General features: G+C 65.8%; 19 protein-coding genes. 7 read left to right on the forward strand and 12 right to left on the reverse strand.

Going from position 1 to position 22,597, the window contains the following annotated elements:
• Positions 1-378: 378 nt before the first annotated feature.
• Positions 379-3,318, reverse strand: a complete 2,940-nt coding sequence (gene ppdK / locus AABA86_RS22810; protein ID WP_338308505.1) for a pyruvate, phosphate dikinase — start codon at positions 3,316-3,318, stop codon at positions 379-381.
• Positions 3,319-3,416: 98 nt separating this feature from the next.
• The gene (locus AABA86_RS22815; protein WP_018648785.1) at positions 3,417-3,572 is read right to left on the reverse strand and encodes a DUF3096 domain-containing protein; all 156 of its coding nucleotides are present in this window, start codon (positions 3,570-3,572) and stop codon (positions 3,417-3,419) included.
• A gap of 230 nt (positions 3,573-3,802) precedes the next feature.
• Between AABA86_RS22815 and AABA86_RS22820 the strand changes: the two genes are divergently transcribed.
• Positions 3,803-4,156: a DUF1236 domain-containing protein gene (locus tag AABA86_RS22820; protein ID WP_338308506.1), complete on the forward strand. Its 354-nt coding sequence runs from the start codon at positions 3,803-3,805 to the stop codon at positions 4,154-4,156.
• Positions 4,157-4,456: 300 nt separating this feature from the next.
• On the opposite strand, the gene glyS is transcribed toward AABA86_RS22820, so the two are convergent.
• From glyS to AABA86_RS22850, 6 genes are all read right to left on the reverse strand, one after another.
• Positions 4,457-6,571 carry a glycine--tRNA ligase subunit beta gene (gene glyS / locus AABA86_RS22825; protein WP_338308507.1) on the reverse strand — a complete coding sequence of 705 codons (2,115 nt, stop codon included), beginning with the start codon at positions 6,569-6,571 and terminating at the stop codon, positions 4,457-4,459.
• Positions 6,571-7,506, reverse strand: coding sequence for a glycine--tRNA ligase subunit alpha (locus tag AABA86_RS22830; protein WP_212249330.1), 936 nt, complete (start codon positions 7,504-7,506; stop codon positions 6,571-6,573). Before AABA86_RS22830 ends, glyS begins: the two co-directional genes overlap by 1 nt.
• Positions 7,507-7,718: 212 nt before the next feature.
• Positions 7,719-7,910 carry a hypothetical protein gene (locus AABA86_RS22835; protein WP_212249329.1) on the reverse strand — a complete coding sequence of 64 codons (192 nt, stop codon included), beginning with the start codon at positions 7,908-7,910 and terminating at the stop codon, positions 7,719-7,721.
• 104 nt (positions 7,911-8,014) lie between these two features.
• Positions 8,015-8,923, reverse strand: a complete 909-nt coding sequence (locus tag AABA86_RS22840; RefSeq protein ID WP_338308508.1) for a S49 family peptidase — start codon at positions 8,921-8,923, stop codon at positions 8,015-8,017.
• Positions 8,924-9,137: 214 nt separating this feature from the next.
• On the reverse strand, positions 9,138-9,902 hold the full coding sequence (locus tag AABA86_RS22845; protein ID WP_338308509.1) for a tRNA1(Val) (adenine(37)-N6)-methyltransferase: 765 nt from the start codon (positions 9,900-9,902) through the stop codon (positions 9,138-9,140).
• Positions 9,895-10,122 (reverse strand): putative signal transducing protein, encoded by a 228-nt coding sequence (locus AABA86_RS22850; protein WP_018323354.1) that lies wholly within the window; start codon positions 10,120-10,122, stop codon positions 9,895-9,897. The genes AABA86_RS22845 and AABA86_RS22850 overlap by 8 nt, the downstream gene beginning before the upstream one ends.
• A gap of 135 nt (positions 10,123-10,257) precedes the next feature.
• Here AABA86_RS22850 and AABA86_RS22855 point away from each other — a divergent pair, with 135 nt between their 5' ends.
• The 5 genes from AABA86_RS22855 to AABA86_RS22875 all read left to right on the forward strand — a co-directional run bounded on the left by AABA86_RS22855 (position 10,258) and on the right by AABA86_RS22875 (position 15,047).
• The gene (locus AABA86_RS22855) at positions 10,258-11,265 is read left to right on the forward strand and encodes a polyprenyl synthetase family protein (RefSeq protein ID WP_026202916.1); all 1,008 of its coding nucleotides are present in this window, start codon (positions 10,258-10,260) and stop codon (positions 11,263-11,265) included.
• A 446-nt stretch (positions 11,266-11,711) separates the two neighbouring features.
• Positions 11,712-12,227, forward strand: coding sequence for a winged helix-turn-helix transcriptional regulator (locus AABA86_RS22860; protein ID WP_338308510.1), 516 nt, complete (start codon positions 11,712-11,714; stop codon positions 12,225-12,227).
• A gap of 1 nt (position 12,228) precedes the next feature.
• On the forward strand, positions 12,229-13,491 hold the full coding sequence (gene fabF / locus AABA86_RS22865) for a beta-ketoacyl-ACP synthase II (protein ID WP_338308511.1): 1,263 nt from the start codon (positions 12,229-12,231) through the stop codon (positions 13,489-13,491).
• A 43-nt stretch (positions 13,492-13,534) separates the two neighbouring features.
• The gene (locus AABA86_RS22870; protein WP_212249324.1) at positions 13,535-14,167 is read left to right on the forward strand and encodes a LysE family translocator; all 633 of its coding nucleotides are present in this window, start codon (positions 13,535-13,537) and stop codon (positions 14,165-14,167) included.
• 7 nt (positions 14,168-14,174) lie between these two features.
• A complete protein-coding gene (locus AABA86_RS22875) occupies positions 14,175-15,047 on the forward strand; it encodes an alpha/beta fold hydrolase (RefSeq protein WP_338308512.1) in 873 nt (290 codons plus the stop codon).
• Positions 15,048-15,187: 140 nt separating this feature from the next.
• Here the strand turns inward: AABA86_RS22875 and AABA86_RS22880 are convergent, their stop codons facing one another.
• The 3 genes from AABA86_RS22880 to AABA86_RS22890 form a co-directional block, all read right to left on the reverse strand.
• Positions 15,188-16,072, reverse strand: a complete 885-nt coding sequence (locus tag AABA86_RS22880) for a 4-(cytidine 5'-diphospho)-2-C-methyl-D-erythritol kinase (protein ID WP_212249322.1) — start codon at positions 16,070-16,072, stop codon at positions 15,188-15,190.
• 25 nt (positions 16,073-16,097) lie between these two features.
• On the reverse strand, positions 16,098-17,894 hold the full coding sequence (locus AABA86_RS22885) for a tetratricopeptide repeat protein (RefSeq protein ID WP_338308513.1): 1,797 nt from the start codon (positions 17,892-17,894) through the stop codon (positions 16,098-16,100).
• A 308-nt stretch (positions 17,895-18,202) separates the two neighbouring features.
• A complete protein-coding gene (locus tag AABA86_RS22890) occupies positions 18,203-19,864 on the reverse strand; it encodes an electron transfer flavoprotein-ubiquinone oxidoreductase (RefSeq protein WP_212249320.1) in 1,662 nt (553 codons plus the stop codon).
• Positions 19,865-20,009: 145 nt separating this feature from the next.
• On the opposite strand from AABA86_RS22890, the gene AABA86_RS22895 reads away from it, so the two are divergent.
• Entirely contained in the window at positions 20,010-20,816 is an 807-nt protein-coding gene (locus tag AABA86_RS22895) for a uracil-DNA glycosylase (protein WP_338308514.1), read from the forward strand.
• Positions 20,817-20,973: 157 nt separating this feature from the next.
• On the opposite strand, the gene AABA86_RS22900 is transcribed toward AABA86_RS22895, so the two are convergent.
• Positions 20,974-22,482 carry a glycosyltransferase family 39 protein gene (locus AABA86_RS22900; protein WP_338308515.1) on the reverse strand — a complete coding sequence of 503 codons (1,509 nt, stop codon included), beginning with the start codon at positions 22,480-22,482 and terminating at the stop codon, positions 20,974-20,976.
• Positions 22,483-22,597 lie beyond the last annotated feature (115 nt).

Consider the following 22,597-nt stretch of genomic DNA (forward strand, 5'->3'; position numbering starts at 1 on the left):
TCCCGATGTTGCGCGAAGTGCCGCCACATCATCGGTGTCATGCTGCGCGAAAGCGGGGCATCCAGTACGCCGCGGCTTCGCGATTCAATCAGTGCCGAGAACCACAAGCACATCGTTTCACCGGCACCCCGAGGTGGCCGCTTCTTCAGCGGCCCTCGAAGGGCGACGGCCCGGCTGCATCTTGGCCGTACATCCTTCGAGGCTCCCTGCGCACCGCGCCGCTCGCACCTCAGGATGACGGGACTAACAGAGGATGACGGGACTTACAGCTTCGCGAACCCGATAGGCGAGCGTGTCACCTCAAACGAAAAGAGGCGGAGCTTTGCCCCGCCTCTTTCGTTCCAGCATTTTAGTTCTGCTTACGCCTGTCAGCTTGACTTACGCCTGGCTGGCGATCGCCTTGCCGAGTGCGGCTTGCGCCGCCGCGAGACGGGCGATCGGCACGCGGTAGGGCGAGCAGGAGACGTAGTCGAGGCCGATGTTGTGGCAGAAGGCGACGGAAGCGGGATCGCCGCCATGCTCGCCGCAGATGCCGACCTTGAGCTTCGGGCGCGTCTTGCGGCCGCGCGCGACGCCGATCTTGACGAGCTCGCCGACGCCTTCCTGGTCGAGCGCGACGAAGGGGTCGATCGGGAGGATGCCCTTGGACACGTAGGTGCCAAGGAAGCTCGCGGCATCGTCGCGGCTGATGCCGTAGGTGGTCTGCGTCAGATCGTTGGTGCCGAACGAGAAGAACTCGGCGCTCTCCGCGATCTCGGCCGCGAGCAGACAGGCGCGCGGCAGCTCGATCATGGTGCCGACCTGATAGGCGAGCTTGGTGTTGGTGTCGCGCATCACCGCCTGTGCGGTGGCGTCGATCCGCGCCTTGACGAGATCGAGCTCCATCTTGGTCGCGATCAGCGGCACCATCACCTCGAGGCCGACGGCCTTGCCGGTGCGCTTCTCGGCTTCGACCGCCGCTTCGAAGATCGCACGGGCCTGCATCTCAGCAATCTCCGGATAGGCGATCGCGATACGGCAGCCGCGGAATCCGAGCATCGGATTGAACTCCGAGAGCTCGCGTGCGCGGTCGGCGAGGCGCCGCGGGTCGGTGTTCATGGCGCGTGCCACTTCCTCGACTTCGGCGTGGGTGTGCGGCAGGAACTCGTGCAGCGGCGGATCGAGCAGACGGATCGTGACGGGCAGGCCCTTCATGATCTCGAACAGCTCGACGAAGTCGGCGCGCTGCATCGGCAGCAGTTTTGCCAGCGCCGCGCGGCGGGACTGCTCGTCCTCGGAGAGGATCATCTCACGAACCGTGCGGATGCGGGTCTCTTCGAAGAACATGTGCTCGGTGCGGCAGAGGCCGATGCCTTCCGCGCCGAACTTGATCGCGGTCCGCGCGTCGTCGGGCGTGTCGCCGTTGACGCGGACGCCGATCTTGCGAACCTGGTCGGCCCAGGCCATCAGCGTGCCGAACTCGCCGGACAGCTCCGGCTCGATCATCGGCATGCGGCCGGCGAGCACCTGGCCGAGCGAGCCGTCGATGGTGATGACGTCGCCGGTCTTGAAGGTGCGCGAACCGATGCTCATGGTGCCGCGGCCGTAATCGACTCGGATGGTGCCGCAGCCGGAGACGCAGGGCTTGCCCATGCCGCGCGCGACCACCGCCGCGTGCGAGGTCATGCCACCGCGCGTAGTCAGGATGCCTTCGGCAGCGTGCATGCCGTGGATGTCTTCCGGGCTGGTCTCGATGCGGACCAGAATCACCTTGCGCCCGTCGGCCTGAAGCTTGGCGGCTTCGTCGGAGGAGAACACGATCTCGCCGGAGGCCGCACCCGGGGACGCCGGCAGGCCGGTCGCGATCACGTCGCGCTTGGCGTTGGGATCGATGGTCGGATGCAGCAACTGATCGAGCGAAGCCGGATCGATGCGGGTGACCGCTTCCTTCTTCGAGATCAGGCCTTCATTGGCGAGCTCGACCGCGATGCGCAGTGCCGCTTTCGCGGTACGCTTGCCGCCGCGGGTCTGGAGCATCCACAGCTTGCCCTGCTCGACCGTGAACTCCATGTCCTGCATGTCGCGGTAGTGCTTCTCGAGCTGCGTGTAGATCCGCGTCAGCTCCTTGAAGGCCTCCGGCATCGCCGCTTCCATCGACGCCTTGTCGGAGCCCGATTCCTGGCGCGCCTCCTCGGTGATGTCCTGCGGCGTGCGGATGCCCGCCACCACGTCCTCACCTTGCGCGTTGATCAGGAACTCGCCGTAGAGCTTGCTCTCGCCGGTCGAGGGATTGCGGGTGAAGGCAACGCCGGTCGCCGAGGTCTCGCCCATGTTGCCGAACACCATGGCCTGCACGTTGACCGCGGTGCCCCAGGATTCCGGAATGTCGTGCAGCTTGCGGTAGGTCACCGCGCGCGCGTTCATCCAGGATGAAAACACCGCACCGATGGCGCCCCAGAGCTGATCGTGCGGGTCCTGCGGGAAGTCCTTGCCGGTCTCGCGCGCGACGGCGTCCTTGTACTTGCCGACCAGCTCGACCCAGTCGTCGGCGGTGAGGTCGGTGTCGAGCGTGTAGCCCTGGCCGTCCTTGAAGGTATCGAGGATTTCCTCGAAGTGATGATGCTCGAAGCCGAGCACCACGTCCGAATACATGGTGATGAAGCGGCGATAGCTGTCATAGGCGAAGCGGCGATCGCCAGACAATTCCGACAGCGCTTCCACGGTCTGGTCGTTGAGGCCGAGATTGAGCACGGTATCCATCATGCCCGGCATCGAGGCGCGCGCGCCGGAGCGCACGGAGACGAGCAACGGGTTCCTGGCATCACCGAAGGTCTTGCCGGTCAGCTTGCCGACATAGTCGAGCGCCTTCTCAACCTGCGACTGCAATTCCTTCGGGTAGGATTTGTCGTGGGCGTAGAAGTAGGTGCAGACCGAGGTCGGCAGGGTGAAGCCCGGAGGCACCGGCAGGCCGAGATTGGCCATCTCGGCAAGGTTCGCGCCCTTGCCGCCGAGCAGGTCGCGCATCTCCGTCCGGCCCTCGGCCTTGCCGTCACCGAATGTGTACACCCATTTGCCGGCCTTGCCCGCGGCTGGCGTGGCCTTGGCAGGAGCAACCTTCTTCGGTGCAGGCTTCGCAGCGACCTTCGGCAGAGCCGCCTTGGTCACCGCCTTCGCAGCCGGCTTGGCAGCAGCCTTTGCGGCCGGCTTTGCAGCGGCTTTGGCGACCGGCTTGGGCGCGCTCTTGGCAAGCGCCTTGCGGGCTGCCGGTGCGGCTTTCGCCTTAGCGGAAGACTTTGATTTCGCTGGAGTTTTATTGGGCTTCGAGGCGGCTTTGGCCATAGCTTGCACACAACCTGCGAGAGGAATGGGATTTCGCGGGCCTTACACCATTTTGAACGGGCCCGCGCAAGTCAGACAGTTCCGGAAAATGAACACCCCTAGAGGTGAAGCCATTTCAGGAGCCCGAGCCCGATCGCACCGTTCACAATAAGGAAGATCGCGACGATCAGGTTGAGGAGTCGCGGCATGATCAAGATGAGCACGCCCGCAATCAACGACAGGATCGGCGAAATGTGGGCGACGGTGATGTGCATGAACTATCTTTCTGTGGAGGTGAGGCGAATCGCGGGCGGATCATAGCCCTCCCGGTTCCGCGAGTAGAGACGCGCAAGGCGCGATGCGAGTTCCGGCACCCACGAAAACTGCCTGAAATTGCCTCTGATGCGGCGGCCCTTTTCCGGAACATTGCCAAGGGGGCATGCATTGGCCAACCGGTCGCGCCATTGGCGCGTCCGAAAATAAAATCACGTCGAAGGAGTTGTCCATGCGGAACAGGATTCTCGCTCTTGTAGCGCTCGCGGCCGCGATCGACTCGCCCCTTACGGCGCAGGCGCAAAGCGGTGTCACCGTCGGACGCGCGCCCGCCGTGATCGACAGCGGCCCAACCATCGCAGTCGAACAGCGGCCGGCCTTCCGCGAGTACGTCGTCGAGCAGCGTGTGCCCGCCTTCAGCATTCCCGATCGCATCATCGTCGGCACGACATTACCCGAGGCAGGCGTCACCTATTATGACGTGCCGCAACGCTTCGGCGCCACCACCTACCGCTACACCGTCGTGAACGGCGAAACCGTGCTGGTCGAGCCGCGCTCGCGCCGCATTGTCGAGGTGCTGGACTAGCACTGATCGACTGTTGGCACTGATCGACTAGATGTCCGGCGCGTCACTTCAATCAGGCTGGCGCGAGCAGTGTAAATCGGACATCCGGCCCCGCCCGGTCTTCCCCCCGCCGGGCGGGGCTTTTTGCGGGCGCTGGCGTGTCCCGGACAAGGCGCAGCGCGCAAGCGTTGCGACGCAGAGCCGGGACCCAGAAGCTGCGAGCCACGCGGCCGGCATGGGCCCCGGCTTAGCTGCGCATCACGCCGCAAGGGCGGCGCGCTGCGCAACGTCCGGGGCACGAGAGCCGCAATAGCCGCGACCTCAATCCTGGATCTTCGAGAAATCCGCCACCGCGCGCGTGGCGCTGCGGATCTCGTTCAGCAGCTTCAGACGATTCTCGCGCACCTTCGCATCGTCGTCGTTGACGCGAACCTTTTCGAAGAACGCATCGACCGGCGGACGCAGTTTTGCCATAGCGCTCATCGCGGCTGCAAAGTCTTCCTTGGCGACGGCGGCGCTGGCTTCCGCCTGCACCTCGCCGATCGCCTTGGCCAGCGCCTTTTCCTCATCGAGGCCGTAGAGCGCAGCATCCGGCGCGCCGTCAAAGCTGCGCTTGTCCTTCTTCTCCTCGATGCCAAGGATATTGCTGGCACGCTTGATGCCAGCCAGCAGGTTCTTGCCGTCATCGGACTCGAGGAATTTTCCGAGCGCCTCGACGCGGCGGTCGATCATGAGAAGATCGTCCTGGCCGCCGAGCGCGAACACGGCGTCGACGAGATCGTGACGCGCGCCCTGTTCGCGGAGCTGGACCTTGAGGCGATCGGCGAAGAAAGCGAGCAGGTCGCTCGGAAGCTTATTTGTGTCGACAAGTGCCTGCTTCGTACCAGCTTCAAGCAAACCTGCAATCGCAGATGCCGCCACCTTCATGAGCGACAGACGCAGCGCGTTCTCGGCGATCAACCTGATCACACCCAGCGCCGCGCGACGCAGCGCATACGGGTCCTTGCTGCCTGTCGGCTTCTCGTCGATCGCCCAGAAGCCCACGAGCGTGTCGATCTTGTCGGCGAGCGCCACGGCCACGCTGACTGGATCGGTCGGCACGCGATCGGCGGGACCTTGCGGCTTGTAGTGCTCCTCGCAGGCCGCGGCGACCGAGGCATCCTCGCCCTGCGCCAGCGCGTAGTACTTGCCCATCAGGCCCTGCACTTCGGGGAATTCGCCGACGACTTCAGTGAGCAAGTCGGCCTTCGCCAGATGCGCGGCGCGCGTCGCCTTGGCGGCATCGGCGCCGATCAACGGCGCGATCTCCGCAGCGAGCCGCTCGATGCGCGCGATGCGCGCGGCCTGGGTGCCGAGCTTCTCGTGGAACACGATCTGGTCAAACTTCGGCAGCCGATCCTCGAGTTTTGTCTTCAGGTCGGTCTCGTAGAAGAACTTCGCATCGCTGAGCCGCGCGCGGATGACGCGCTCGTTGCCGGCGACGATGGTCGCGCCGCCGTCGGTCGCCTCGATATTGGCGACCAGGATGAACTTGTTGGCGAGCTTGCCCGTTTTGGGATCGCTGACCACGAAGCACTTCTGGTTGTTGCGGATGGTGGCGCGGATCACTTCCGCGGGCGTTGCCAAAAATTCCGGCTCGAACGAGCCCATCAGCACGACCGGCCATTCGACGAGGCCGGCGACCTCGTCGAGCAGGTTCTGGTCCTCGACCAGCTCGAAGCCTTGCGCAAAGGCGAGCTGCTTGGCGTCGGTGAGGATCGCGTCCTTGCGGCGCTCGGGGTCGAGCACGACCTTGGCGTCGAGCAGCTTTGCTTCGTAGTCTTCGAAACGACGCACGGAAATCGCGTCCGGCGCCATGAAGCGATGGCCGTAGGTGGTCTGCCCGGTCTCGATGCCGTCGACCTCGAACTTCACGACGTCAGGCTCTTCGGTCTCGAGCCCAAACGTCGCGGTGATCGCGTGCAGCGGGCGCACCCAGCTCAGCGAGCCCGGCTTGCCGGAGCGTGCGCCCCAGCGCATCGATTTCGGCCAGGGGAAGGTGCGGATGATGACGGGCAGGATTTCCGCGAGCACGTCGATCGCATCGCGGCCGGGCTTTTCGATCAGCGCGATGTAGAAATCGCCCTTGGGGTCGCGCTGGATCTTGGCCTCATCGAGCGACTTCAGACCCGTCGCCCGCAGAAAGCCCTGCACGGCCGCATCCGGGCCGCCGACTTTCGGACCGCGACGTTCGGTCTTGAGGTCAGGCTGGCGCGCCGGGATGCCGTGCACGGTGAGCGCGAGGCGGCGCGGCGTCGCGAACGCCTTGGCGCCCTCGTAAACCAGGCCTTCGGCGACGAGCTTGTCGGTGACCATGCGGCGCAGATCGTCGGCCGCCTTGGCCTGCATGCGCGCGGGGATTTCTTCCGAGAACAGTTCAAGCAAAAGATCGGGCATCAGGCCGCTCCGCCCGCTTCAGTATGGATCCAGGCTTCGCCACAGGCCTTTGCCAGCTCGCGCACGCGAAGAATGTAGCTCTGCCGCTCCGTCACCGAGATCACGCCGCGCGCGTCCAGGAGATTGAAGACGTGACTGGCCTTGATGCACTGGTCGTAGGCGGGCAGCGCCATCAGATGCGCCTCGCGCTTATCGTCCTTCCAGCCGGCCTCCAGGTACTTTCTGCACGCGCCTTCCGCCATCTTGAACTGCTCGAACAGCATCGCGGTGTCGGCGACTTCAAAATTGTGCTTCGAATATTCCCGCTCGGCCTGCAGGAACACGTCGCCATAGGTGACCTTGGCATCGCCGTCGCGGCCGTTGAAGTTGAGGTCGTAGACGCGGTCGACGCCTTGCACATACATCGCGAGACGCTCGAGCCCGTAGGTGAGCTCGCCCGCAACCGGCGCGCATTCGAAGCCGGCGACCTGCTGGAAATAAGTGAACTGGCTGACTTCCATGCCGTCGCACCAGCACTCCCAGCCGAGGCCCCAGGCGCCCAGCGTCGGGCTCTCCCAATCGTCCTCGACGAAGCGGATGTCGTGCACGGCGGAATCGATGCCGATCGCGGCGAGCGACTTCAGGTACAGCTCCTGAAGGTTCGGCGGAGACGGCTTCATGATCACCTGGAACTGGTAGTAGTGCTGCATCCGGTTCGGATTCTCGCCGTAGCGGCCGTCCTTGGGCCGGCGCGAGGGCTGCACATAGGCGGCGTTCCAGGGCTTTGGCCCGAGCGCGCGCAACGTGGTCGCCGGATGGAAGGTGCCCGCACCCATCTCCATGTCGTAGGGCTGCAGGATCACGCAGCCCTGCTCGGCCCAGAACCGCTGGAGCGCGAGGATGAAACCCTGGAACGAGCGTTCCGGGCGCATATGGGCGGGCAATGAGGCGTCCATCGTCAGATCAGGCTCTCGCGGGGGGGTTTGAATCGCGCGGGACCGTATCGACGGCGGGGGTGGGAATCAAGGCAAAGGGGGTGGATTCGGGCGTCATTCCGGGGCGCCCGCAGGGCGAGCCCGGAATCCATTGCGCCGCCGGCTCTGTGGTTCGATGGATTCCGGGTTCTCGCTTCGCGAGCCCCGGAATGACGATTGAGCGGAAGGGCCCCCTAACCCGGTCGGTAAGCCCCGGTCACGGGGTCACGCTTCAACGTCTGGATATCCCCGGCATGAGCGGCTTCAGCGACGCGCGAGAGGCGCATCTCCTCCAGCTCCTGGTTGATCCGGACGGCGGTCTTGTAGGCCCAGCGGACCACGGCAAGCCCACCCAGCACGCCCGCGAAAGCGACGAACGGCGGCATCGGTCGATCCTCGTTGAGTGTTCAACCCCCACGCACATTCTTGCGCAGACCGGCCCGCGCCGCAATTGGCTCGGGCCGGACCAAATGGCGCGGGAGGGTGTTGCCTAGAACCCGAATTTTGCCCAAATCGCGCGGGTTTCCACCGCCGAGATCAGCTCGTCCGGCAGGCCGGCCACTGATTCCAGGGCCGAAAGCTGCCCTGCGCCGGGGGATTTCCGCCCCAGAAGGCCGGAGAGCAGCCCGGTCGGCTGGGCGATCACAGGGGTGAGAACCTTCTCGCCATAGCGGGCACGAAGAGTTGAGCGGAGGTCGCCGATGCAGTCGGCAAGCCCGAGCGCGACCGAGCTCTCGCCGGCCCAGTATTCGCCCGTGAACAGGGTGTCGTCGTCGCCCTTCAGCCGCGCGCCCCGGCTCTCCTTCACCAGCGCAATGAAGATCTGGTGGATCTCGCGCTGGAGCGCCTTCAGCTTGGCGACGTCATCCGGATTCTCGGGCAGGAACGGATCGAGCATCGCCTTGTGCGCGCCGGCGGTGTAGAGGCGCCGCTCGATGCCGAGCCGCTTGATCGCCTCCTGGAAACCGAAGCTGCCGCCGACCACGCCGATCGAGCCGAGGATCGAAGAGGGATCGCAGATGATCTCGTCGCCGGCGCAGGCGATCATGTAGCCGCCGGACGCCGCAACGTCCTCGACGAACACCAGCACCGGCAGCTTCTTCTCCGCCGCGAGCTGCTTGATGCGCAGATAGATCTGGCGCGACTGCACCGGCGAGCCGCCGGGCGAGTTGATCACCAGCGCCACCGCCTTGGCGTGCCGATACGAGAACGCGCGCTCCAGCACTTTGGCGACGCCTGCGAGCGTCATGCCCGGGCGTAGCGGCGTCACCGCGCCGATCACACCCGACAGCCGCACCACCGGCACGACGGCCGTGCCGGGGCGGAAGCGCGCCGGCAGATATTGCATGAGCTTGTCGGCCAGGCCGGAACTCTCACGATCGTTCAATTGTTCGGCCATGCCGTTACCTCTGATTAACCAATTCTTATCACGCGACTGTCATTGGAAGTGCCTGGAACGTGTTTTGCAGATTTCCCGTTGGGAGGCTGCAATGAGGCAGCGGAGAACACCATGAAAATCTATCTGCTGATGCTGCTGATCGGTGCGCTGTTCATGGCGATCCGCTTGACGTCCCCGCAAGAGCAGCAGTCGGAATCGCTTCCGCAGTAAGCCATCACGGTTCCACCAGCGGCAAGGCCGCTCTCCCCTCCAGGATCTCCGTCACCTCTTTTTTAGACACGCCTGACGCGTCGTTGAGCATCAGCCCCGGCAGCAGCCGCGTCGGAGCCCGGCCGCCCTTGACCGCACGTACCAGCACGCGGATCGCGGGCCGCCCCGACTCACCGTGAACCGGCAGGATCGAAAGGCTCCCGAAGCCACGTGCCAGCGCCGCCAGAACATCGGCGATTCCATCTGCGCGCCAGATCAACGTCAGCACACCATTCGATCGGAGGATGCGCCGAGCTGCATGCATCCAGGCATGCAGGGTCTCCTCTGTCGCCACATGCGCGGTGTGACGCGCCTGATCCGGCGAGCCGCGATGCCGAGCCGGATCGTTGAAGGGCGGATTCATCAGCACCACGTCGACGCTGTCGGGCGACAGCCCGTAGGCCGCAAAGGCCGTGGCATCGGCCGTGACATCGAGCAGGATGGTCTCGGCGGCCAGCGCATTCGCGGCCGCATTGGCGCGCGCGAGCTCGGCCAGCTCCGGATCGATCTCGACCAGGCTCAGCCCGATACCAGCGACGCGCCGGGCCAGCGCCAGCCCGGCCGTGCCGATTCCGGCGCCGAAATCGACCACGCGGTCCCCGGGGCGGGCCTCGGTCGCCGCCGCAAGCAGAATGGCGTCGTGCCCGGCTCTGTGGCCAGTCCGCTTCTGCCTCAGGCGCAATTGCCCGCCGAGAAAGGCGTCCTCGGTAATATCGGCGGCCTCACTCATCGCCGCGCAGTTCGTGGCTGAGTCCGGCTTCGGTGAGGAGCTCCCGAGCCTCCTGGGCGTCGTCCTCATGGACCAGGATCCGCCGCGGCAAAATGCCGAGCGAGCCCTCGATGATGCTCATGTTCTGGTCCAGCACCAGATGATGGATGTTGGCGCCGTCGAGCAGCGCGCCGATCGCCGACACCAGCACCATATCGTTGGTCCGAACCAGTTCACGCAAAACGCAGGTTTCCTTGCCTGAGAGGGGGCTAAAGCGGCAAATGTCAATGGTTCCGCGGGCCTTGCCGCATCCGCCGCCAGTTTCTATTGTCTTTCCGTCAGAATAGCCCCTCCGGGGCAAATATTGGAGACCGGCGTGGCCGTCATCGTACCTTTCGAAACTCCCGGCGCGTCGATCGAAGAGCTGGTTGCCCTTGTCGCCCCTGATATGGAGCGCGTCAACGCCACGATCCTGTCGCGGACCGGTTCGGACGTGACCATGATCCCGGAGGTCGCCAACCATCTGATCTCCTCCGGCGGCAAGCGGCTGCGGCCGATGCTGACGCTCGCCATGGCCAACCTCGCCGGCTACACCGGCGACGGCCATATCAAGCTCGCCGCCTCCGTCGAGTTCATGCATACCGCCACGCTCCTGCACGACGACGTCGTCGACGAGAGCGAGATGCGCCGCGGCAAGCTCTCGGCGCGCATGCTCTGGGGCAACGAGGCGAGCGTGCTGGTCGGCGACTTCCTGCTCGGCCAGGCCTTCCGCATGATGGTCGAGGTCGGCTCGCTCCGCGCGCTCGACATCCTCTCTGCCGCCGCCGCGACCATCGCCGAGGGCGAGGTGATGCAGCTGGCCGCGGCCAAGAACACCGCGACCACCGAGGACGAATATCTCGCCGTGATCCGCGGCAAGACCGCCGAGCTGTTCGCCGCCGCCTGCGAGGTCGGCCCCGTGATCGCCAACCGCCCCAAGGCGGAGCAGACCGCCTGCCGCTCGGTCGGCATGAATCTCGGCATCGCCTTCCAGCTCGTCGACGACGTGCTCGACTATGGCGGCAAGAGCGCAAAGCTCGGCAAGAACACCGGCGACGATTTCCGCGAGGGCAAGATCACCCTGCCCGTCGTGCTCGCATTCCGCCGCGGCAACGACACCGAACGCGCGTTCTGGATCCGGGCGCTGGAGCGCGGCGAGATCGGCGATAGCGACCTCGATCACGCCATCGGGCTCATGAACAAGCACCGCGCGCTCGAAGACACGCTCAGCCGCGCCCAGCACTACGGCGCCATGGCGGTGGACGCACTGGCGCTGTTCCCCTCCTCGCCGATGAAGAGCGCGCTGGAGCAGGTGGTGGCGTTCTGTCTGGCAAGGTCGCACTAGACTTTTGCGTTTCGGCGCACCGCCAGCGAAACCACTCGGTGTCGTCCCGGCGAACGCCGGGACCCATACCGCGTGATCTATCGACACAGCTATGGTGCAAGTACCGATAACATCCGATCTTCGCCAAACCACTCCCTGTGGTTATGGGTCCCGTCGTTCGCCGGGACGACACCGGTGAGATAGGTCCGGACTGTCTCCACATCGTCATTGCGAGCGCAGCGACTTGTCCGCCGAAGCCTTGGCGAAGGCGGAGCAATCCAGAGTCCTGCCGTGGAGACAGTCTGGATTGCTTGACTGCGCTCGCAACGACGGAGTGTGACGCAGGACCACCGTTCGCCAACTCGCTTCTCGGAACACAGCTAGACTCCGCGATCGCACCATTCCCTCACCGACACCCGACCAACCAGTTACTTGCATTTTGAAAGTCACTACCCTACCTTCCCGCCATGCAACCCAAATCCCCCTCGATCCTGGAATGTCCGGTCGGTCGCGCCGTGGAGACGGTCGGCGAATGGTGGAGCATCCTGATCCTGCGGGATGCGTTTCAGGGGGCGACGAAATTTGACGAATTTTCGCAAAGCCTCGGGATCGCGCCGAACATCCTGTCGCGGCGCCTCGCTCATCTCACCGAGAGCGGCATGTTCGTGCGGCGCCGTTATCATGAGCGGCCTCCGCGTTACGAATACATTCTGACGGACAAGGCGCGGGATTTCTTCCCGGTGGTCGCTACGCTGCTCGCCTTCGGCAACAAACATCTCGCGCCCAAGGGCGAATCCATTCTGCTGGCGAACCGGAGCGATGCGCGCCCCTTCGACCCGGTCGTGGTCGATGCCGTCGACATGCAGCCGATCACGCTCGCCAATACGGTCGTCGTCGCCGGTCCCCGCGCCAGCCGCGGCATGCGCAAGCGGCTCGCTTCACTCAAGGCCATGAACCCGGCCGTCGCGCCGGCTGGAGAGTAACATGCGTCGTATCGTCGTGACGGGAATGGGCGCGGTGTCGCCGCTCGGCTGCGGTGTCGAAACCTCCTGGCGCCGGCTGCTCGCCGGCCACAGCGGACTGCGCCCTCTGCCCGAATGGGCGCAGGCACTGCCGGCGCGCATTGCCGGACTCGTGCCCGACAAGGCCGACGATGCCGATGGCGGCTTCGATCCCGCGCAGGCCGCCGCGCCAAAAGACCAGCGCAAGATGGACCGCTTCATCCTGTTCGCGCTGCTCGCCACCGCGGAAGCGGTGGCGCAGGCGAAATGGACGCCGCAGGACGCAGCCTCGCTGGAACGCACCGCGACGATCATCGCCTCCGGCGTCGGCGGTTTCCCGGCCATGGCGGAGGCGGTGCGTATCACCGAGCAGCGCGGCGTGCGCCGGCTCTCGCCGTTCACGATCCCCTCGTTCCTGGCCAATCTCGCCGCCGGCCACGTCTCGATCAAATATGGCTACAAGGGCGCGCTCGGCACACCGGTCACCGCGTGCGCCGCCGGCGTCCAGGCGATCGGCGATGCCGCGCGCATGATCCGTGCCGGCGAAGTCGACATCGCGATCTGCGGCGGCGCGGAGGCCTGCATCGACATCGTCAGCCTCGGCGGCTTTGCGGCAGCGCGCGCGCTGTCGAGCTCCTTCAACGCGGAGCCGGCGCGGGCCTCGCGCCCGTTCGATCGGGACCGCGACGGCTTTGTGATGGGCGAAGGCGCCGGCATTCTTGTCATCGAAGAGCGCGAACATGCGCTCGCGCGCGGCGCCACGCCGATCGCAGAGGTGATCGGATACGGCACAACGGCGGACGCCTATCACATGACGTCCGGTCCGCCCGACGGCGACGGCGCCCGCCGCGCCATGGAGATCGCGCTTCGGCAGGCGAAGCTTGCGCCCGCGGATCTGCAGCACCTGAACGCCCATGCGACCTCGACGCCCGCCGGCGACGAGAGCGAGCTTGGCGCCATCGCCGCGCTGTTCGGCCGCAACCGCGGCATCGCTGTCAGCGCGACCAAATCGGCCACCGGCCATCTGCTCGGCGCCGCCGGCGGCCTCGAGGCGATCTTCACCGTGCTCGCTTTGCGCGACCAGATCGCGCCGCCGACGCTCAATCTCGAAAACCCCGATGCGGGCGCTGAAGGCATCGACATCGTCTCAGGCAGCGCGCGGCTGATGCCGATGCAACACGCAATCTCCAACGGCTTTGGCTTCGGCGGGGTCAATGCCAGCGTGATCTTCCGCCGCGCGGGCTAAACGAGAGCCTTGCAATCGCGGCACGCTGCGCTACGAAAACAGGATGATCGAAACGAATTTCTGGCTGTTCCTGGCCGCAGCCTGTCTCATTGCCGCCGTTCCCGGCCCCGGCATCTTCTACGTCGCGGCACGGACCTTGTCGGAGGGACGCGCCAGCGGCTTCGCATCGACCGCAGGCACGGCGCTGGGCGGACTGGTTCATGTCGTCGCGGGCAGCCTCGGCATCTCCGCAATCATCCTCGCCAGCGCCGAATTGTTCGCCGCGGTCAAACTCGTCGGCGCGCTCTATCTGGTCTGGCTCGGCATCAAGACTTTTCGGCGCGCCGGCCGCGCCCTGTCGCTCGAGAGCGAGCCGGCCGGTGACAAGCGCGCGTTCCGCGACGGCGTGCTGGTCGAGGCGCTGAACCCGAAGACCGCCGCGTTCTTCCTCGCCTTCATTCCGCAGTTCCTCGATCCCGCGGAATCGAACCCCACGCTGCAGTTCATCATGCTGGGCGCGATCTCGGTGGCGTTGAACACGCTTGCCGACGTCGTCGTGGTGCTGATGGCCTCCGCAACACGCACGCAGCTGATCGGACGGCCGCACCTGATGCGGCGTCTCACCCAGGGCTCCGGCGTCTTCATTGCAGGCCTCGGCCTGTCGCTGGCACTGGTGCGGCGGCCGGCGAATGGATAGCGCCCCGATGCTCGCCCCGCAAAGCCGCTTCTACGAGTCTCATGGTCTGCGGCTGCATTACGCCGATTGGGGCAATGAGCGCGCGCCGCCTCTCATCCTGGTCCATGGCGGCCGCGACCACTGCCGGAGCTGGGACGTCATCGCCCGGTCGTTGCAGCCGCATTTTCACGTCGTCGCACCCGACCTGCGCGGCCACGGCGATTCCGACTGGACCAGGGGCGGCAGTTACGCGCTGACCGAATATGTCTACGATCTCGCCCAGCTGATCCGCACCATCGCAGCGCCTCAGGTGACCCTGATCGGCCATTCGATGGGCGGCATGGTGAGCCTGATCTTCTCAGGGTCATTTCCCGAGCAGGTCACGAAGCTGGTCGTGCTCGACGGCGTGACCATGTTGCCGGACACGCCGAAGCCGCCGGCACATGAGCGCATCGGCAAATGGGTCGGCCAGCTCGACAGGCTGCACGACCGCACGCCGCGCCGCTATGCGACCCTGGCGGACGCAGCGGCGCAGATGATGCTTCACAACAAGCGCCTGTCCCGTGATCTCGCGCTGCATCTCGCCACGCACGGCGCACGGCAGAACGAGGACGGCACCTATAGCTGGAAGTTCGATCCCTATCAGCGCGCCTCCGCGCCGCACCGCCTCTGGCCGGACGATCACATCGCGCTGTGGGCCCGCATCACCTGCCCGACCTTGCTGCTCAATGCCGGCGAGAGTTTTTTGACCGGCGCCCGGGCGGCGGGCCTGGAGCGGTATTTCCAGAACGCGCGCATAGAGACCATCGCCGGGGCTGGACACTGGTTGCAGCACGACAAGCCGCGAGAGGTGCTGGGCGAGATCAGGCGGTTCCTGGGATTGGCCGAGGACGAAGGCTAGCTCAACTTCCGCAGGTGGGCAAAGGCGCGTCAGCGCCGTGCCCACGTGTTGGAAGTGGTGGGCACGCTTCCGCCTTCGCTCTTCGAGCTACGGCGGACAAGTCGCTTTGCCACCCTACGGCAGCGTCTTTGGAGAAGCAGCTAACTCAACGTCCCCGCATGCACCCACCAGCCGGGGTGGTCGCGCCGGATCTTTTCAGCCGCGGCATGGGTATCGGCGGGCGAGCCATAGATCGCAAAGCACGTTGCGCCCGAGCCGGACATGCGGGCCAGCTTGACGCCGGCGGAGTCGCGCAGCGCTTCGAGCACCTCGCCGATCACGGGTTCGATACGCAGCGCAGGCGCTTCGAGATCGTTGGGAACGCTTTCGAGAACGTCGACCCAATCGGCGATCGACCCGCCCTCCTCCGGCCAGGCCGGAGCTCGGAAGACCGAGGTGGCGCCGACCAGGAGCTCGCCGTTGCGCAGGCCCAGCTCCTGGAAAACATCCTTGGTGGCCACAGGCACGCGCGGATTGACCATCACGCAAGGCATGCTCGGCAGTGCGAGCGGCAGCAGCTGCTCGCCGACGCCGGTCATGTCGCAGGCGCGCGAGAACAGGCACACCGGCACGTCCGCGCCGGTCGCGAGCGCGACCTTCTGCAGGCGCGGATCGTCGAGCGACAGATTGTTGAGACGCGCCAAGAGCCGCAGCGCCGCTGCCGCATCGGCCGAGCCTCCACCGATGCCGGCGGCAACCGGCAGCACCTTGTCGAGCGCGAAGGCGCCGAGCTTCAGGTTCGGCACGGCCTCGGCCAGAAGCTTGGCCGCCTTGAAGACGAGATTGTCCGCGGTATCGCCGCAGGCCGCGGCCAGCGGTCCGGTGGTTGCGAGCTTCAGCTCGCCGCCCGGCTCCAATGTGAGCCGATCGGCGCAGTCGGCAAACGCGACCACGCTTTCGAGATCGTGATAACCGTCGGCGCGACGGCCGACGACGCGAAGGCTCAAATTGACCTTCGCGCGCCCTTCTTCAATCAACGCCGACATTGGCGATCAGCCCCCAACGAAAAACTCAACCGCCCTTGCCGTCGTCCTTCTTCTTTTCCGCCTGCGCGGCTGAAGAGTTCGAATTGTCCTCGGTCATGCCGTTAGCGATCTTGGCCTCGATCTTCGGAAGCTCTTCCGGCTCGGGCTTGAGGTCACGCGCATGCGCCCACTGGAACTTAGCTTCCAGCGTGCGGCCGACCCGCCAATAGGCATCGCCAAGGTGATCGTTGATGGTGGGATCCTCGGGCTTGAGGTCGATCGCGCGCTCGAGATTCTTCACCGCTTCTTCGTAGTTGCCGATCCGGTAATAGGCCCAGCCCAGGGAGTCGACGATGTAGCCGTCGTCGGGACGCTGCTCGACGGCGCGCTTGATCATCTTCATGCCTTCGTCGAGGTTCACGCCCTGGTCGATCCAGGAATAGCCGAGATAGTTGAGGACGTGCGGCTGGTCGGGCTGGAGCTCGAGCGCCTTCTTCATGTCGGCCTCGGCCTTGGCCCACTGCTTGGAGCGCTCCTCGCAGATACCACGATAATAGTACCAGACGCTGTTGGCCTTGTCGTTGCCGGGCGGCAGCACGTCGACGCCTTGCGAATAGGTCGCGCCGCAGTCGCCGAACCTCTTGCGGCCGCGCTCGATGTTGCCGAGCGCCATGATCGCTTCGAGGTCCTTCGCATCCTCCGATGTAACGCCCTTGAGGATCTTGATCGCCTCGTCGGTGCGGTCGGCGGAATCCAGATCGATGGCAAGCTGGATCTGCGCGTTACGCTTGAGCGGCGAGCTCGACGGCACGCGCTCATAGACCTTGATCGCCATCTGCGGCCGCTTCACGGACTCGTAGAGATCGGCGAGCGAGAGTAGCGCCAGCGGATGGGTCGGCTGGAGGTAGAGCGAGAGTTGGAGGTAGACCAGCGCCAGATCCTCGCCGCCGCGGCGGGTCAGCGTGGCACCGATGCCGTAGAGCGCCTCGGCGGCGCCAGCCTGGGCGGAATCGACCAGCGGCGGCATCTTCTTGCCGGCCTTGGTGTCGCGCAGGCCTTCCTGGATCAGCGGATGGCGCGCGAGCTTCTTGTCGAAGGCCTGATAGACGGTGGTCGCGGCGGCGGAATCCTTGTTGCGCGACAGCCAGCGCGCATAGGCCTCGGTCACGCGCAGCATGGAATCGTCGAGCTTGTAGGCGCGCTCGAAGCGGGTGCCGGCGTCCTTCTCCTTGCCGGAGAGCTCGAGGATCATGCCGGCGTGAAGGTCCTTAAACAGCGGGTACCATTCGGGACCTGCCAGCTTGTCGATGGTGGCGACACCGCCCTTGGCGTCCCCGGCACCGTAGGCGGCCCAACCCGACAGCAGCGTGGCGACGAGATCGGTGATCGGGCCGCGGATCGACTGGTTGATGTTGGTCTGCGCGGCCGCGTACTTCTTCACCTTGAGATCATGCACGCCGACGACGAGACGCGCGACGCGGTTGGTCTTGTCGATGGTGAGGATGCGCTCGGCGAGCTTGACGGCTTCGTCGATGTCGCCGTCGGCGACCGACGAGATGAAGGCGCGGTCGAGCAGTTCGTTGTTCTTGGGATCGGTGCGCAGCGCCGAGCGGTAGAAGGCGGCGGCGGAGGCCGCGTCGCGCTCGACGCTGGCGTGGCGGGCGGCGAGGTAGCTGCCGGCGGTGGTGAGCGACTTCAGATCGTTTCGGGTCGGAAACTGCGCCGCCGTATCGGACGGATGATCCGGCGTCTGCGCCAGGACCCTGCCGGGGACCGTCGCGATCGCTGAGCCCATGAGGGCGATGGCGGCAACAGTCCAGCGGTTGAAACGATTTGAAAACATCAGGGCTCGCCTTGAGTTGGTAGTGCCTGGGTCTGCAGCAGAGGGCCGTATCGCATGCGAACGCGGCCGGTGGCATCGGGACCCGGAACCGTCGGGCCGACAATGCCGCTTTTGGCGCTTCGCCGCAAGGATTCGGGCCGGGCGATCCCCTCCGCACGCCTTAAATCGGCCAAGTGACCGGCCAAGAGCGGTCCCAAGACGCTGCCAGTATGGCCTTATCGTGGCCGCGACCGGTGGCCGCAGCCGTGTCCTCACGCGAACGTGCACCGGATCACCCTCGTGATCAGGTCCTCTTGCTCGGCCGGCTCTTACATCGCCTCATAATTCGGACCGCCGCCGCCCTCGGGAGGAACCCAGGTGATGTTACCGTTGGGATCCTTCACGTCGCAGGTTTTGCAGTGGACGCAGTTCTGGGCGTTGATCTGGAAGCGTGGGCTCGTGCCCTCCTCGACCCATTCATAGACGCCGGCCGGGCAATAGCGATTCGAGGGTCCCGCGAACACGTCATGCTCGGAGGTCTTTTGCAGGTTCATGTCGGTGACCTTGAGATGGACCGGCTGGTCCTCCTCGTGGTTTGTGTTCGACAGGAACACCGAGGACAGCTTGTCGAAGGAGATCTTGCCGTCCGGCTTCGGGTAGTTCTTCGGCGTGTGCTGCTTGGCCGGATCGAGCGTGGCGCGATCGGGCTTGGCGTGCGCCTGGGTGCCGAACAGCGAAGCGCCGAACAGCGTGTTGCACCACATGTCGATGCCGCCGAGCGCGACGCCCAGCACGGTGCCGAACTTCGACCACAGCGGCTTGACGTTGCGGACCAGGAACAGATCCTTGCCGACCGACGACGAACGCCACGCATTTTCGTATTCGACGAGTTCGTCGTTGGCGCGATCGGCAGCCAGCGCCGCCGCGGCATGTTCAGCCGCGAGCATGCCGGTGCCCATTGCATTGTGCACGCCCTTGATGCGTGGCACGTTGACGAAGCCGGCCGCGCAGCCGATCAGCGCGCCGCCGGGGAAGCTCAGCCTCGGCACCGACTGGTAGCCGCCCTCGGTAATGGCGCGCGCGCCATAGGCGAGACGCTTGGCGCCTTCAAAGGTGCCGCGGATCGAAGGATGGGTCTTGAAGCGCTGGAATTCGTCGAACGGCGACAGATACGGATCGTCGTAGTTCAGATGCACGACGAAGCCGACGGCAACGAGATTGTCGTCATAGTGATAAAGGAACGAACCGCCGCCGGTCTTCAGATCGAGCGGCCAGCCGAAGGAATGCTGGATCATGCCCTTCTGGTGCTTGGCGGGATCGATCTGCCAGACTTCCTTGAGGCCGATGCCGAACTTCGTCGGCTCGCTCTTGGAGTCGAGCGCGAACTTGGCGATGAGCTGCTTGGTCAGGCTGCCGCGGGCGCCTTCGGCGAACAGCGTGTACTTGCCGAGCAACTCCATGCCACGGGTGAAGGAGTCCTTTGGCTTGCCGTCCCGGCCGATGCCCATGTCGCCGGTGGCAATGCCCTTGACGTTGCCGGCGTCGTCATAGAGCACCTCGGCCGCAGCAAAGCCCGGATAGATCTCGACGCCGAGTGCTTCGGCCTTGCGCGCCAGCCAGCGGCAGACATTGCCGAGCGAGCCGATGTAGCAGTGATGATTGTCCATCAGCGGCGGCATCAAGAAGTTCGGCAGCTTGATAGCGCCGCCGCCCGTCATCCAGTAGAAGCGGTCGTCCTTCACCTGCGTCTTGAGCGGGCAGTCGGAATCCTCGCGCCAGTCCGGAACGAGCTTGTCGAGCCCGGCCGGGTCGATCACGGCGCCGGAAAGAATGTGCGCACCGACCTCCGAGCCCTTCTCGACCACGACGACGTTGAGATCGGCGTTGAGCTGCTTCAGCCGGATCGCAGCCGACAGGCCCGAGGGGCCGGCGCCGACGATGACGACGTCGAATTCCATGGATTCGCGCGGAGGAAGTTCTTCGGTGCTCATCTGATCTCAGCCCTTGAGACGGTCCTTGGTCATTTGCGCCCTCTTGTTTCCGATTTTTCCGGGTAGGACAACCTCGGAAATGCGTTTCGCCGGGGTGCAAGGGGGTGCAAGGCGCCCTAAACTGAACTAATAGTCAGACTTTCCGATGATACCCGAACCCGCACCCACCGTCCGCGAGCTTCTCGCCTTCTATCTGGAGGCCGGGGTCGACTGCGCGCTCGCGGAGGAACCGATCGACCGCCTGGCGGAATTGGATGCCCCGCCGCCGGCCCCGCGCGCGGCACTTTCGGTCGAGGCACCGCGGCCGGTCGCCGCGCCGGCGGTGATGCGCGGCGAGGCCGCACCCGCGCCCGACATCGCGATCGCCTCGGCGCGCGAGGCTGCACGCACGGCGCCGACGCTCGAAGCGCTGCGCGAGCTGATGCAAGGCTTCGAGGGTTGCGCGCTGAAGCACACCGCGACACGATTGGTATTTGCCGACGGCAATCCGCAGGCGCGCATCATGTTCGTCGGTGAGGCGCCGGGCCGCGACGAGGACATCGAGGGCCTGCCCTTCGTCGGGCGCAGCGGCAAGCTGCTCGACCTGATGATAGGAGCCATCGGCCTCAACCGCAGCACGGCCTACATCGCCAACGTGATTCCCTGGCGGCCGCCCGGCAATCGCACCCCGACGCCGCAGGAAACGCAAATCTGCCTGCCCTTCATCCAGCGCCAGATCGAGCTGGTGAATCCCGACGTGCTGGTGACGCTCGGCAATCCTTCGACGCAGACGCTGCTGGGAACGCGCGAGGGCATCATGCGCACCCGCGGGCGCTGGTTCGACTACGAGACGGGGGCGCGCACCATCCGCGCGCTGCCGACGTTCCATCCGGCCTATCTGTTGCGCTCGCCGTCCTACAAGCGGCTGGCCTGGCAGGATCTGCGGGCGATCGCCAAGGTGCTGGCGGGGTAACGAGCTCTCGTGTCCCGGACGCGGTGCGGCACGCAGTGACGCTCCGCAGAGCCGGGACCCAGAAAGCAACACAGTACGATGCGGCGAGATGGGCCCCGGCTCTGCAGCGCACCGCCGAAGAGCGCTGCGCAGCGTCCGGGGCACGAGACCTACGTCCTCACGTCCCCTTCGGCCGCACGATGGCCCAGCCGATGCGCAGGAGCTGCTGGCGACCGGTCACCAGCCATTCGAAGGCGCGCGGCACCTCCGGCACGATGCCCGGAAAGCGTTTGAGGATGTCCGGCGGCGGCGTGCCGGCGGTATCGGAGGCGCGCCAGACCACGACGCCGCCGGTCTCGCTGAACTTGGCCTGATTGATCCAGGGCGTGCGCGCAGGGTCGGCGTCGATGAAGAGGTGCGGCCGGCCGGAATGCAGCGTGATCAGGCTCGCAAGCGATGCCTCGCCGGCCACCGCGCGCAGGCGATGGTTGGTGCGGCGGGCAAAGCTCTCGTCGAAGAAGTCCGAGATCGCACGCGCCGGCATCGAGGTCGCGATCTCATTGGCGCCGGTCCAGGGCAGCAGCAGGACGGCGAGCACGACGCCGACGGCCGGCGCCACGACGGCCGCAGCCCACACCATGCGCAGCATCCGCGCGCGGCGCATCGCAATGAGATCTCCGGCCGCGACCACCACGGCAAGCCCGGACATGACCAGCACGACGCCGGCGCCGCCGACGACGGATTCGAGCCCGAGCAGACCGGAGATCAGCACCGCGCCCAGCGCAGGCGCCAGCGCGAAGAAATAGACGAAGTTGCGCGCGAGCGGCTCGACCGGCGGTCGATAGATGATCGGCGGCTCCTCGCTCTTGCCGGCGAACAGGCCGGTGTTGAGGAAGGTCAGCGCCGGGATCGCGGCCGCCCCGAGCACGAGGCCGCCGAGCAGCCAGGCCGCATGCAGGGCGCGGGCATTCAGCTCCGCAACTTGCGGCAAGGCCGGCATCACGAGCGTCTCGGCGCGCATCAGCCAGACCGCATAGGGCAGCGCCAGCACCGCGACGACGATCAGCGCGAACAACGGATCGAGCGCGCGCAGCGTGCGGCGGCCGCCTGCGGTCGAGACCGCGAAGACGACGAGCAGCAGCAGGAGGAAGACCGCCGCGGGCGTCGTCAGCAGCAAGAGGCCGGCCTCGATCGACCAGGCGAACCAGGCATTGCCGCGGCGCTGGCCGATGATCTGCCAGGAGTGCAGCAGCAGCAGCGCCCAGAGCGGCCGGGCCAGCACGAGCGGGCCGAAATCGAGCGCCGACGAGGAGAAGGCGAGCACTGTCATGGTCAAGAGCACCGCGAGCACCGCCTGCTGCGAGCCGACCACGGCGCGGGAGAGATGATAGAGCGCAATGAAAGTCGCGATCTCGCAGAGCTCGGCCAGCACATAGACGCCGAACATGTGGCCGCCGGCGGCGCGATAGGCGATGTCGGCGAGCCAGACCGGCAAGGGCGGACCGAGATCGGTGCCGACCTGGTATTCGCGTCCGAAGGCCAGGAGGGTCGCGAGGCTGCCGGGCGGGCTGCGGTAGAACACCAGCGCCACGAACAGCCACATCGCGGCCTGCAGCAGCACGGCGATCCACACGATCAGCCGCGGCCGGGCGCGAATGAGCTCGATGACCAGGGAGGTAAACCGCATGCAACGTCCGAAAGATGCAGCCAACCCGTCCAGCCGGCCCTATTCGCTTACAAACACTTTGATAGGGGGCGCTGCGCGTTGTGGCAACGACGGTTTCCTCGTCATGCCCGGCTTG

It is taken from the genome of Bradyrhizobium sp. TM233 (assembly GCF_036247965.1).
GTDB lineage: Bacteria > Pseudomonadota > Alphaproteobacteria > Rhizobiales > Xanthobacteraceae > Bradyrhizobium > Bradyrhizobium ottawaense.